15 protein-coding genes are annotated in these 12,817 nt (G+C 52.1%); 6 read left to right on the plus strand and 9 right to left on the minus strand.

The window, feature by feature from the left end; translation table 11 throughout:
* Together AO064_RS11055 and AO064_RS30660 are read left to right on the plus strand one after the other, a co-directional pair.
* Window positions 1–516: GNAT family N-acetyltransferase (locus AO064_RS11055; RefSeq protein WP_244159511.1), on the plus strand; the 516-nt coding region annotated here is incomplete at its 5' end.
* A gap of 1,165 nt (window positions 517–1,681) precedes the next feature.
* Entirely contained in the window at window positions 1,682–2,122 is a 441-nt protein-coding gene (locus AO064_RS30660; protein ID WP_147469625.1) for a hypothetical protein, read from the plus strand.
* 121 nt (window positions 2,123–2,243) lie between these two features.
* Here AO064_RS30660 and AO064_RS30665 read toward each other — a convergent pair whose 3' ends face one another.
* The gene (locus tag AO064_RS30665; protein ID WP_147469624.1) at window positions 2,244–2,558 is read right to left on the minus strand and encodes a hypothetical protein; all 315 of its coding nucleotides are present in this window, start codon (window positions 2,556–2,558) and stop codon (window positions 2,244–2,246) included.
* A 131-nt stretch (window positions 2,559–2,689) separates the two neighbouring features.
* Window positions 2,690–3,079 (minus strand): hypothetical protein, encoded by a 390-nt coding sequence (locus AO064_RS11065; protein WP_032900658.1) that lies wholly within the window; start codon window positions 3,077–3,079, stop codon window positions 2,690–2,692.
* A gap of 181 nt (window positions 3,080–3,260) precedes the next feature.
* Between AO064_RS11065 and AO064_RS11070 the strand changes: the two genes are divergently transcribed.
* Complete coding sequence (locus AO064_RS11070) at window positions 3,261–3,521, plus strand: DUF3630 family protein (RefSeq protein ID WP_064053293.1); 261 nt, start codon at window positions 3,261–3,263, stop codon at window positions 3,519–3,521.
* A gap of 177 nt (window positions 3,522–3,698) precedes the next feature.
* Here the strand turns inward: AO064_RS11070 and AO064_RS11075 are convergent, their stop codons facing one another.
* Complete coding sequence (locus tag AO064_RS11075; RefSeq protein ID WP_240035020.1) at window positions 3,699–4,241, minus strand: demethoxyubiquinone hydroxylase family protein; 543 nt, start codon at window positions 4,239–4,241, stop codon at window positions 3,699–3,701.
* Between the two features lie 263 nt (window positions 4,242–4,504).
* Window positions 4,505–4,819, minus strand: a complete 315-nt coding sequence (locus AO064_RS11080) for a hypothetical protein (RefSeq protein WP_017530066.1) — start codon at window positions 4,817–4,819, stop codon at window positions 4,505–4,507.
* A 552-nt stretch (window positions 4,820–5,371) separates the two neighbouring features.
* Here AO064_RS11080 and AO064_RS11085 point away from each other — a divergent pair.
* Entirely contained in the window at window positions 5,372–5,668 is a 297-nt protein-coding gene (locus AO064_RS11085) for a hypothetical protein (RefSeq protein ID WP_064053294.1), read from the plus strand.
* Window positions 5,669–5,771: 103 nt separating this feature from the next.
* Here AO064_RS11085 and AO064_RS11090 read toward each other — a convergent pair whose 3' ends face one another.
* Window positions 5,772–6,176, minus strand: a complete 405-nt coding sequence (locus AO064_RS11090) for a hypothetical protein (protein WP_241089489.1) — start codon at window positions 6,174–6,176, stop codon at window positions 5,772–5,774.
* Between the two features lie 141 nt (window positions 6,177–6,317).
* The gene (locus AO064_RS11095; RefSeq protein WP_056789372.1) at window positions 6,318–6,554 is read right to left on the minus strand and encodes a hypothetical protein; all 237 of its coding nucleotides are present in this window, start codon (window positions 6,552–6,554) and stop codon (window positions 6,318–6,320) included.
* Window positions 6,555–6,767: 213 nt separating this feature from the next.
* On the opposite strand from AO064_RS11095, the gene AO064_RS11100 reads away from it, so the two are divergent.
* Together AO064_RS11100 and AO064_RS11105 are read left to right on the plus strand one after the other, a co-directional pair.
* Window positions 6,768–7,550, plus strand: a complete 783-nt coding sequence (locus AO064_RS11100) for a DUF4253 domain-containing protein (RefSeq protein WP_064053296.1) — start codon at window positions 6,768–6,770, stop codon at window positions 7,548–7,550.
* Between the two features lie 262 nt (window positions 7,551–7,812).
* Window positions 7,813–9,030, plus strand: a complete 1,218-nt coding sequence (locus AO064_RS11105; protein WP_056859365.1) for a DUF1444 family protein — start codon at window positions 7,813–7,815, stop codon at window positions 9,028–9,030.
* A 365-nt stretch (window positions 9,031–9,395) separates the two neighbouring features.
* Here AO064_RS11105 and AO064_RS11110 read toward each other — a convergent pair whose 3' ends face one another.
* The 3 genes from AO064_RS11110 to AO064_RS11120 form a co-directional block, all read right to left on the minus strand.
* Window positions 9,396–10,535 carry a hypothetical protein gene (locus AO064_RS11110; RefSeq protein WP_064053297.1) on the minus strand — a complete coding sequence of 380 codons (1,140 nt, stop codon included), beginning with the start codon at window positions 10,533–10,535 and terminating at the stop codon, window positions 9,396–9,398.
* A gap of 253 nt (window positions 10,536–10,788) precedes the next feature.
* A complete protein-coding gene (locus AO064_RS11115; protein WP_012723700.1) occupies window positions 10,789–11,880 on the minus strand; it encodes a bifunctional transcriptional activator/DNA repair enzyme AdaA in 1,092 nt (363 codons plus the stop codon).
* Window positions 11,881–11,964: 84 nt separating this feature from the next.
* Entirely contained in the window at window positions 11,965–12,801 is an 837-nt protein-coding gene (locus AO064_RS11120; RefSeq protein WP_064053298.1) for an isocitrate lyase/PEP mutase family protein, read from the minus strand.
* Between the last annotated feature and the right edge of the window lie 16 nt (window positions 12,802–12,817).

A 12,817-nucleotide genomic window follows, 5' to 3' on the forward strand; every position in this document is an offset into this window, starting at 1 on the left:
ACTTTGGTGGGTGAGAAGCGGCTGGAGCGTCTGAGGGGGTGGACGCATCTGCAACTCGCGTGCACCATCGAAAATGTGGTCTTGAATCACCACTCATTCGAAATCGAAGAAGCCACCTCACAAACGCTTCTTGAGTTCGCAGCCGTGCATGCGAGTGGATTTCATACCAAGCCAGAGTATCTTCAGTTGAGCCAGGCTTCGTTCGCAGGACTGATGTCAAATGAACGTCTGAAAATGTACGTCCTTAAAGCTGATGGAAAGGTCGTGGCAGGAGCGTTGATGTACCTGGCCTGCAATGGAGTTGGCTACCTTGGGACGGCTGCCACCCGAAAAAATGCACGAGGCCAGGGCTACCATGGAGCCCTGATATCTCATCGGATAGAGCAAGCAAAAAAACACGGCAGTCTTATGATCGCCGCAACCGCGCTTCCCAGCTCGCAAAGTCGCCGAAATTTGCAGCGTACAGGGCTAGCGACATCCCACGCTCAAGCGCTATATCGCCTGGTAGATAGCTGAAGTCTGCTCTTGGCCGATTGCAGGCTGTCATGTAGAGCTACTGCTGGCCGATTGCTGCCTGTCGTGAGGAGCAGCAAGCGACCCAAAGCGGACATTTGACAGAAATGTAAGCGGTAACGAATTTTTCACTGTGGCTCCAATTCTGACCATAAACAACTGCGNCATTGCTCGAACGTAACCTTGGCTGCACCTTTGGCACTCAATCAGCATACAAATAATCTCTGACAGGACTTAGATGTAGTCTAATCCTATCGGCTGCTTTTGGCCGATTTCTGCCTGTCGTAGCGGGCAGTAATCGGCCAGAACCGGATGTTTAAAGCTGGGGCAATGAACTCGTCGAATTTCTTCCCGCTTTAAGAGTTTGCCGACGCGCTCTTACACACTCTGGGCTGGCAAGTAGAGTTAGGAAATCAACTCGTCCCTTTTTATAAAGTAGGTGCAAATGGTGGCTCCCTTCGTTCTCCAGGACTTTGATGTTGGATGGGTCGCCACCGACGCCGTCGGGCAGGTTGCGCTCTTCACTACGGGGGGCCGGGGCCGGTTCCTAATTCCGCAATGCCCTCCGTCGAAAACTCCGAAGAATTTGTCCTTTCATTGCCGGAGGTGTCCGATGTAGATCGGGTCACTGCCAGGGCTGGCGTAAACGCTTTCGTTGAATTTGCCAAACGTGGGTTCTTCGCGTACGACTGGTCAGACGTTCATCGCGATTCACGCCAGGCCTTGAGGAGGTATGAGCTGCAATGCCGCCCACTGAATCCACTGACACTTTTCGATTTGCCTGCCCCTTTACGGGCATTAGCTGAGGCTACTCGGCTATCTGATGTAACCTTCGGAGCACCCATCATAGTGATAGGTGATCAGGTTTCTTAGCCTTCATTCGGCGATTCGGAGCCGCTTTTTTGGGCCGGAAGCTTTCAGTTGCGTACCGCAGCTCCCGGCCAATAGCTGCGCTTCGCGATTGACGACTTTCGACCCATGGCGGACGTTCAGCAACCTTTCGGCTAAGTACGTACGGTCAAAACGGCACAATCAGTTGTAGCCCTAGCGCCCGCTTCAAGCCGAACGCTTAGACTAAAACAACAGCCCTGACCTCTTTAGCTTGTTGAAGGACAAAGCTGGCACCTGCACTTTGCAGGATCTTAATCAACGTACGAGGAGGCGTGAGGTGCGCGACAAGCAGATTTGGGAACTGACAGAAAACGATCTGCACGATGTTGGGGTATGGTGCTTTCCGATGGACGAGTCCGTTGAAGATGAATGCACAGTCCGACCTTGTGTTGAGGAAGTAGGCTTGGCGATGATCGTGCGAGCCGAATTTTGCGATGCCGATGGCACTCGCTATCTGGGGTACGTGCACTGGAGTCTGGTTGAACATATTGGCCATCGACAACCCACTCTGTTCCTCAATGACGGCACAGCTGTCTCGTTCTGGGGAGGAATTGTTAAACCCTCCTGGGATGAAGCCTCAAATGAAGCGAAACGGATTTCTTTCCCTATCACATTTAAGTCTGAACCATTGCTCGGGCTTACGCCGATGGTTGGCTTCCTAGATGGGATGTATTACTTAGACAGCAATGACCAGATTTCTTGCCTTTCGATAGGTTAAAGGTGAGGACAATAGCTACCCTAATCTGACTTACACCAGTGCTTGAAAGCGGCAAAAAAGCCAGAGCGAGTCGACCGGTTCTGGCCGATAACAGCCAGACATAGGATTTAGCCCCATGATTTTACCTGCCAACAATCCTGCGTGCTCTATGACGGCAAGACTGAGACCGCGTTTTGTCCTCGGCGCAATGAGCCAAGAGCCCGGTCAGCGCAATGTCTACAGGAAAACCATCCTCCAACCATTTAAGCGCCAGTCCCGACCAATATTCGGAATGCGACGTCAAGGCTGTGATCACCAGCGGGTGCAACGCAATGTCGGCAGGTAGCGTATATTTTTTGCTAAGAGCACTTGCCGCATCTGGCAAATCGAGTGCAGCCGTTTCGAAAGGTTTCTCAAGCAACGGTAATAGCCAGACATAGCTCAATTCTTCGTTCATCTTCTCCCCCGATTAATGGTCGTTTTTTGCCCTAGCACTAAGAGGAGGAATCAACCCAGCGGAGAACAGTCAGCACCAATGGCGTCAGTATCCGGGTGCGCCAAAAACAGATTTTCTAGAAGGCTCAAGGTTTATTTTCCTTGGGTTTGTGAGTCCAGGCGTCCAAGGCCGTAGTAATTCATGAATTCGCGCATAGTCGGTGAAAGTGTCTCTTGCGAAGCAATCTGCCAGAATTTTCTTTCCCCGAGAACCGGCTCAAACCGCTTGATGAGTTCTTGCGCCGTATTGTGATGGCCAGCACGCAGCCAGTGCCTGAACATGTATTCGTTTTTCTGCCTAGGTAGCTGTGCCGCTTGGAGTAGTCTGAGTGAGTACCGAAAGTTCAGTGGCCACAGTTGCTTTAAAAAATCGAGTCTCTCAGCGATTGGAAGGCCCACTAACCATTGCCTCACATCCTTATCCACCTGAGCATTACCAGATCGCAACGCCACCTGCTCGGGTGTGAAACGAGAGTCGTCCATGGTGTCCAAGGCCTAAAAACATAAGGGAAGGTCACATTCTGTCGTATGCATAGGAATAACGGGCAGCTTATTTTTACTCCTCTTGTCTGCTATTGGCCGGTAGTCACCGGCAGATATCGACCCATTGCGACCATTCGCAGGAGCCACCAGAATCGGGGGACTTCTGGTGGTGAGGTGACGCATGGTGAGGATTGAAGTATCAGAAGAAGCCGACTGGACGCTTTTCGAGGACGTGGCCCGGGTGCTTGAGCAAGGGCTGGGAGGTTGCTGGAAAGAGAGGCTCAATGGCCAAGACCAGCGCTACTGGGATCTGTTGGTAGATGAACACACGCTCACCCTACACCTTGAACACTATTTAGGCATTTCAGTGGACATTCCCGATGGCGCAGATGACATCGCTCGAAGAGTATGTGCGTTGCTCAAGCAGCCTCTTTGCGGGTAAGCCCGCTCCAACAAAGATCACATCTGATCTAGACGGCTGCAGTGGGTCGATTTCTGCCTGTAGCCACCGTCAGCTTTTGGCCGATTACTGCCGTTCGTGACGGGCAGCTATCGGCCAGAAGCGGTCAGTCATTTGTCCAAATTGCGGCAGTGAAACTGGGATAATTACACCTGTTTTCTAAGAACGCATACCCATCCAGATTACCGCTTCAGTCCATGCAGTCACCATCGGTGTCAGTACCCTGAACCAGGGATCGCGCACATCAATCTGCGCTGCTGAGTGGTCATGATGTTGCTGCTCCTCCTCCACAATCGACGTAATGGCAGCCACCGCGTGGAGATCGATAACAGCCAGCACATCAAGTTGATGAGCCAGGTGCTTGAGCACCACACTTTCAACCGCGACGGTAGTAGCGACAATGGCTTTGCGGCCACAGATGCCAGTAACCAGACCCAACGCCAGACCGCCGATGCCACACAACCAATAGCTACGGCAGCGGGGATAATTGCGACGTTGCAGCTCCTCCAGAAAAACCGTCCGATGGCGGCGCTCGTGGGAGAGGAACTCCTTGAGTTCGTTCACCATGCCCGGGACGAAAAGCCGGGCCATAAACAACTGTCCACTGTAGATACAGATCGCACCATGCTCGCCCGCATGGTCGACCTTCATCATGCGGTTGCCGAGGTCTTCGCCCTTAGCCGTGTAGTCTGGTGAGTTCACATTGAGATTTCTTGTTCGAGGGGCTTGGTCATCGGGCCTATCCTTGCTCTTGAGCCGGCATCGTGCTGTAACGCCAAGCAGATAAGCAAGTGGGACTTCACAGGGCGCCCCCTCACCATCGTCGATTTGGCCGATCTTTAAGCAGCTGACAGACCGCTTTGGGGCGGAAGCAGTCAGTCGCATGTACCTATAAATACTTGGGCCAATTCACCCTAAAGAGTTCAATGCCGACTCCCTCAATACCGTGCGACGCCTTTATGGCTTCATTGCGCCGACTCACAGGCCTTCAACGGCTCCTTCGGGTGCAATGCACAGATGTCGAAACCGTCACGCCGGGTATAGCCCGCACGCTTCATACATACAAATCGCTGGGCCATCTCTTGGAAGCTGGCATTAGGATCGATGCCGGAGCCATTTTTCTCACCGCAAGCTAGCATGGACGCCAAGACATCATTCCTGCTCGCTCCCGGCTTCTCCCATAAGTCAGCATCAGCCGTAGGGGGCTGAAAAGGCTCGCTGAAACATGCGGTGACGAGGGGGCAAATCAACAGCGCAAATGCCACATTTTTGAGCCACATGATCAATCTCCTTATTTTCTGGTGCTGACGGGCATCAGCGCGGGCTCGCCTTCCGGCTAATAATCTTGCACAGGCTCGTGTATCACTTTCATAACAGCTGTGCATAGTCGTGACACCGATGAAGATGTTACCCAACTCCTTTAACAAGCTACTGCCCTCAGGTAGCACGCTGAATCGTCCAAAATTTCGTAGGGACGACTGACCGCTTTTGGCCGATAGCTGTCAGTCGTTCCATAGGCAGCACGCCGTCGTGAACTGTGCCGGAATGCGTCTGAAGCCAGTGCTTTTCTTCCGTGCTGTGCTGATTATTGAGCTGGCAGTATTGGACAGGGGAGGGTGGGTTAAGGTTTATCCAAGCGCGGCCATCTGCATGTAAAACCAGGCGGGTCAGTCATGGGATTCCCCTTGTCTGTTCGTACTTGCGCCTTCAATTGTCCGACGTTGATCCGGGGCGTACTTTCCACCATTGGCGCGGTTGAGCTGCAGACGCTTGGAACGACCCGCTATGCCTGTATGTCTACCTGTGCCTACTCACGGGTAAGGTACAGTGCAATGGATAAGACAATCACCGTCGATCAACTGGCGACCACTGACCTGAGATCAATCAACGAGATATGGCTCGGCGGGACTCATACCCAGCTATGCCTATGGCGTGGCGAACAGGTCTTCACCCACGAGATGATGAGCGAGGGCACNGATCAGAACGTCAGACGTCTTTGCGTGAAGGTGGTCAACCTTGGCGATCACGCTGCTGTGGCCAACGTTGAGTTGATGGTGCGCGAACGGCTGGAAAAGATGGGGAAGGAAGGCGAGTTTTATCCGGCTGAGGAGACGGACACTCATCGATAGCACCCAGCAGCTCTGGTAAAAAAATAGGGTCTCGGCTAGTCGTGAGTGCCTCAGTACGCCATTTGAGCATGTGTTGCGATTTCCGCTTTATGGGCAAATTGCACTAGCTCTGTGCTTTGGCGCTCCTGTACTGTTCGTTCCACCAGATGACAAGTTCAGCATGTTGCTCGTGAGTGATCCATGCGAAATTTGTTTTGTCCGCCGGGTCGCCCCCAAAGACTAAGGGCTTCGTATACCACTTGATCTTGCCAGCGAAACGCTCGTCCGGTTCAAGGGAAATCTGATGGGGAAGGGCAAACGGCGCGGCATAGGACGCATCGAGTGGCAGCGTCGGAATGGTAAATATTACTCCGGAAGAGTTGATGACGATAAAGTCATCCCATCCTCTTAGACCTAATAGCGTGTACCCCGGCAGATGATGATCAAATCTGTAGGCCTTCATGGCAGCTAAGCTCTCATCCTCCGTGAAGATGATGAAATAGTCGTCGTTTTGCCAACCTTCGTTCATGAGGGGATGACTCACTTTTGGCAGATAGGGAGGTACTCGGTGTGCTACCAGCGTCTCGTGGCCGACAGGGAGCAACGGTTGCTTACCGTCGGATGATTGTCTGATCTCAGAAGGGCTGCATTGTTTTGGTACAGGCGCAAATCACTGGGAGCGTAGACGTTGCCATTCATTCCAGCAGTCCTCAGCGATGAGGTCTGGATAACCACGATCTTCTTCCATTGCCAAGGCTGCGCTAAAAGGCAAAGCGATGCAGGTGGATCTGTCTCGGATTTCACACACCTCAATCTCGGTAAGCGGCTGGCCCTTTTTATCCTCGGCGGCTTGCAGCACTGCCGCCAGAGCCGGCACAAAGACTAGACATAACGGATCTGTAGTCATCAGTTTCTTCCCTGAGTCGATTAGAAATTGCATGGTAGGCCAGTTTCGGACATCAACATTACCTCGAAGTGCGAACGTCAAAGTTAGCGTAGCGCGCTGCTATGTGGTGGCAGGAAGACTTATTGTCGCTTGGCGGCAGACCTTCAATGATGATCCTGAAACGCTTAGGATTACTCACTCAATTCAGTACCAAAATGGAGCAGGCCACGGTTTATGGATATCGAATTTCGCGGTAACGGCAAGCGTGATAATCCGTCTGTAGGTACATGCGATGAGTACGGCGTGAGCGGGATTACCAGCTTTGACGATCTGACCGAAGCTCGTCGTAAGATTGCTGACGCGCATCCAGGCTTTAAACCTCTGTTCTCGCTCGATGATCTGCACCAAGCCCGCTACACCTCGGGACATGTGCGCAATAATTTAGGGATGGACGATGCATCGGAGCAGGACATAGCGGGCTTGCCTCCAGAGTGCTTTGAGAATGGTGAATACATAGGCTATCCGACTACGAAAGAGGAGTTCGCAATCTGTCTTCGCAATTTCATGACCATGGTTGCAGCCTCGTCTTTCGAGGATGCTTGTACTCATGGTTTGACGCTAGATCAGCAGGCCCTCCAGGAGTGGATCGGTTACCAGAACAACCCTATCTCTCTTCTAGAGCAGCCTCTTTCAGCGCTCCTGGTACCCGTTCAGCAGTCCTGCCAGGCACTCGCGGCTTTTCCGAATGGCTATTTCACTTCGGATCTGGATCCCGCGAAAAACTTTGCCGTTGCGCGTCATTTTTCAGAAGCGCATGGCTATGAGTTGATGGGCGTAGGTGCTTCTTACATCGGCTTCATTTGTGCTGAACCGCCTGATACATCACTTGCTAACGTCGTAGCCAAAGACTTCTGTGCGCTCTATAACACTAGCGATGAAAACCTACAGGGACGTGTTTCCAAAGTTGCGCAGGCGATCTCCGGTCGGACGCATCTTTGGCTCCGTTACGTGGAGTGAGCTTCGTCGCATCCAAAGTCCGGCTGAATAGTTAACAAAGCTTGTGAGAGGTCTGGAGCTTTTTGCCGCCTCGTAGGATGGCAGTATCCACACATCCACTACAATCAGGCACATGATTGGCGCTGCTCGTTTTCCGCTACGTAACGTCAATTTCGTCTGATAGCTGTCGATATGGAGAGCAGCCGTCCCAAGCTCTGAACAAGTTTAAGCCTGCCCAATTCCCGCTGTTTACAATTGCCTGCTGACAAAAAGGATTCTGTACATGCTTTTTTCCCTGCTCGACAAATTCTTCAATCGACCGCTAACTGATGAAGCATTTGCCAAAAAATTTATGGATTCGACTCGTAAAGCTGGCTTCAGCGAGAATCTGAATTTTGAGAAGAACGAGTTCCGCATCCGCCATGGGGATGGATCGTACTTCAATCTCCATAATGCCTTTCGCGACTATCAAAATGCAGACAAAGCACAGAAATCCGCCGTTCTGACCGGATACGTATCGACGCTGTTAGAGGCGGGTAGAAAAACCGAGACTGTGTTTGATAATGTCAAAGCACAGCTGCGTCCGGTGATTCGCAACCTTGCCATGCTTGAAGAAATTCGACTGGAACACGCCCGTAAAAATGGCGACAAGCAGTACGATTATGTTTCACAGCCTTTGGGCCGAGACTGCGTTATTCTGCTTGCTGTCGATTCGCCCGAGTCCACTGCCACCCTTACCAATGGCCCCGAAGCACATTGGGGTGTGACGATGGAAGAGGCGGTAAAGATCTCCATCGAGAACCTGCGTGATACGACAAACGAAGCCTTCGGGGAGATTATTCCAGGCCTATACGCTGGGGAGTGGGCGGATGGGTACGACACCAGCAGGGTGTTGTTGCCAGATGTCCTTCAGCGCGTGCCAGTTAAAGGTCGGCCAGTGTTCATGGTGCCCAGTCGAGACGTCCTGATGGTCACTGGAGACAAGGACGAACAGGGAATTCGTCAGATGGTAGAGCTTGCTTTCCAGGCTCTTGAAAGGGGGCGTGCTGTCTCTACCGATATTTACACCTACGAAGGTCGCGATATCATACCGTTTAACTGTGATGATGAAGGGGTCAGCAGTCGGTTGGTTACACTGGAGCATTTGCTGCTGCAGAGTAATTATGCCAATCAGAAAGAGTTGCTCGACAAGCTCAATCTGGAAAAGGGCATCGACATCTTCGTCGCCTCCTACAACCTCTTCCAAATGGCTGACCAACCAAACCAGACGGTATCGATGAGCGCCTGGACAAAAGGTGTGCTGACGCTGTTGCCCAAGACAGATCGCGTCGCGTTGGTTGAACCTGTTGAGGGTGGGGAAGCGACAGTCAAAACCGTCTCCTGGAGTGAACTTGAATCCGAGCTTGGCGATCTGCTGGCTACAGAAGCGGGCTATCCACGTCGTTATCGGACACTGGGATTTCCTTCGGTTGAGCAGCTTAATCGCCTGACTACCTTGTGATCAGTGCTCTACTACTCTGGCGCACGGCAATGGAGGTATCGCTGAGCTGGCAAAGCAGCAGTCGCAATTTATCATTACGATACACTCCCCATTTTGATTGCTTATCCTGGTGGGAAAATTTGGGAGTTTACCGATGTGGGGTTGGTGGCTTCTCTAGCGCTACTGAGTCGGGCCGCAAGATCTGACTGACTTACTTCAGTTGGCGAGCCGCTGTGCGCGGGCAGGCTGTGGCGAACCGAGCTCCCGCGTCCCGCCGTATCTCGGCCCTGCGGGCGTCCATCCTTCACGCCTTCGGCTGTGCCAGCCTGCGCGCTCCGCTTGCGTTGGTTACTCAGTGCGATATGGTCGATACGCCAAGCAGCTCGTCATTTCTCCGATGGGGAAACCACATCTTGCCAGCCATCAATCAATTCCATATTTTGCGCAACGAGCTGGCAGGGCTTGCCAGTTGCCTTGCGACAATTGCTAAGCGCCTGCTTTCGTGCTGTCTTGAGTGAGCGCGCGCCGTAGTACCAGTAAATGCTGCTACTTTCCTTGGACATGGCCATGGCTTTCTCGGTAACGCTCTGAAGATAAGCCTCAGCGCTCGCACGGTCTTCGGGCGCCAGCTTCGAAAGCAGCAGCATTAATGCGCTGTCGTCCATGGCAGGAAGCCGGTTGCTCCTGAGAAAATCTTCGATATGAGGCTTTAAAAGGGTATTGGCCTCTTGTTTGTAGAGCGAGTGCCCATCCCTACCGAATGGGGGTAGCAACGCCAGTTCAGCATTACCTCCCGCCGAGCGGTAGCCCGCGATCATCCGACCTACGAGATCTGGGCTGAAAAACGGATCATTCTCGGCGTAAATCCAGAGCGTTGGCGTTGGGTTGCCTTTGCCAAATTTCGTGAGGTTTCGCACAAGATCAGTTTGATATAACGAGCAATTAGAGTCCGCAGAGCCCACATTTGTGTAGTGGTAAACGCCGCCAGAGATGTTAACTACCGCCGTCAATGGGTGACTTGGTTGAGCCGCGAGGTCTAGCATTGACGCTCCGCCGATAGAGATACCAACACCTACTGCCAAGGATGGATCTACATCTGGACGCTCACGCACAGCCGCCAATGCGGCGCCAAGCTCTCTGCCATGCGCATCGAGAAATCGTGCCACGTTGGGATTGGTGCAAGTTCCCCCTTCATTCATGAAGTTTCCGGTCGAACGACCATAGCCGGGCCATACAATAGATGCGGCAAGCCAGCCACGGTGCGCAAAGTCGTGAGCGATATGAGCAAGCCAATCGGCATGTGCGGCGGACGGAGAGGTTGCCGCCGAGCCGTTAACAATCAGTGCAATGGGGTACTTACCCTCCTTTACGGGACGAACGATTAATGCTTCGATTTTCTCAATATGTGAGTCAACATGGATGGGCAGTAAGAGTTGTTCTTCGCTTACCAGTGAGTCTGCACGGGGTTGGCTTGCAAAAAGCATCAGACCAAACGTGATAGTCCTGAAGCGTAGTATTGATTGCATTTAGAACGCTCGCTGATACGTTAGAAGCCAAGCTTAAACTGGTGCGACAATAGCTGATCGTAAGGTTCTGTCCAATACGTCTTGTGGTTAGCCCGGGATGTCTCATCGCGTATCACTCAATCCAGCACCGTTGGGAAATAGGTGATGTGGAATTAACCTGCTGACACGTGGGGACTTACGCCATTAGTTCTGGAGTTCGGAGGGTCTATTTCCGGAACTCTTTAGTTGTGTCTGCATATGTTCCGATTAGCAGCTAATCCAACAGGAATTCGTCCTGTTGAGTTATCTGCAAAGCAGTCTTCTCCAAACGCAGTAAAAATTCTTTTCGGGGCTGTCCTCCGCCATATCCGGCGAGTGCTCCATTCGTCGCTATGACACGGTGACAGGGAACGATAATGGATAAGCGATTGTGTCCATTTGCATTGCCCACTGCTTGGCTTGCACCTGGCTTACCGATGGCCCCAGCGATGGCACCGTAGGTTGAAATGGTTCCATAGTCGATTTTTAAAAGCTCTGCCCACACAAGCCTGTCAAAAGAACTGCCTGGCATATGGAGCGGTACTGAAAATTTCTTTAGCTTTCCCTCAAAATAAAGTTTTAGTTGCACTTCGATTTGCTTGATGTGGAGATGCTCGCCAGGCGCAATGGAATACCCATGACGCCCACGCAGTTCGTTTAATTCAGCGGTTAGCGCCGGACGGTCAAGAAATTCGAGGAGTACCAAACCTCGTTCCTCTGCCATGGCAATCATTGGGCCCAACGGTGTAGTCAGATGGCGATAAAGCAGGAGGGACGTTTCAGTTGCCTTACCGGGGGGCATTTGAAATGTTTTTTTGAAAGCATCCCTAAAGCCACTCAATGACTCGTATCCTAAGTCAAATGCTGTGTTATCCAGGGTTTCGCCCGAAGAAATCCGGCCTAGGGCGACACCGAGCCTTCTAGAGCGCATCCATGCATGAAAAGTCATGCCAAAATTCTGTTTGAACCACCTGCGTAAGCGTAACGGATCGATACCACGCGTAGTTAGTTCAGCATCACTCCAGCGAGCGTCAGGTGATGCAGATACAGAGGCCAGTAGCCCCTTGACCCAATCTGGCGCGGAAGCCGCGAGATCTAATGGCTTGCATCGTAAGCAAGGCCGATAACCTGCAGCCATCGCTTCGTTGGCCTGCGAAAAGAACTCTACATTCTCGGGCTTTGGCTTACGTGCACCACATGTAGGGCGGCAAAAAATACCTGTAGTTTTGACAGCAGTGAAAAAAACGCCCTCATAGGCGGTGTCGCTGCATAGCATCGCATTTACCATCTCGCTTCTGGGCGGAAGAGCGTGATTGTAAGATCTCATTAGAGCGTAGCCTCGTCCTCGAATGGGTGTGAAAATCGCTTTCGAGGTGCGGAAAACAGCGGCGATTTTCATGCGGATCACAGATTAATAGGGCGAAGATAACTTTTCGCTTAGGTGTTTTTTTGCTGCCATAAGGTTATTCAGGTCGCTGTAGGTATATGCGTCCAATGGATACTCGAAAAGCTTTCCCGTTCGCAAGAAGCTCTTGGCGAGCGCCTTGTTGGCGCCGCATAAGAATTCAGCAATGCTGGAACCAGCGCTTAGCCGTTTGACGCCTAGACTCGTTAATTCATCCATGCCGGGTTGGCCGTTCCAGGCAAGCAGGTTGACGGGTAGCCGCGTTGCCTCGCACAGTGTAGCAATGTCGTTTTCCTCAACCATTCCAGCCGCAAAAATGCCGTCTGCACCTGCTTGCTCGAACAGCGATGCGCGGAATAGGGTCTCTGGCAATTGTCGCGCTGGCTCTACCAAACATCTCAGATAAACGTCAGTTCGTACGTTCACGAACAAGTCTATTCCATGCTTGTTTGCTACCTTATTTGCCACTTCGATTTTTCGCAAAATCAGATCAGTGCTGCCTGTTCCGTCCTCAATGTTGATTCCAACGGCTCCAGCCCTAACTACGCATTCAATAACTTTAGCAACCGACTCAAGGTCGTCGGAATAGCCCCCTTCGACATCGACCGTGAGGGGGACTGTAAGCACTCGAACCATTGACTCAACTGTAGTAGTCAGCAGTTTTAGGGGAAGTTGATTGCCATCTTGGTATCCATGCGCCCAAGCAACGGCGGCGCTGCTGGTCGCGACTGCCTTACTCCCTACGCTCTCGACAATACGTGCGCTGCCAGCATCGCTCACGTTGGCGAGTACCAACAAATTATCTTGGTGAAGGTTGCGGAAAACCGCACTTAGTGGCGTCATTCAGTGGTGCCCCGGA

It is taken from the genome of Pseudomonas marginalis (genome assembly GCF_001645105.1).
Classification (GTDB): Bacteria; Pseudomonadota; Gammaproteobacteria; order Pseudomonadales; family Pseudomonadaceae; genus Aquipseudomonas; species Aquipseudomonas petroselini.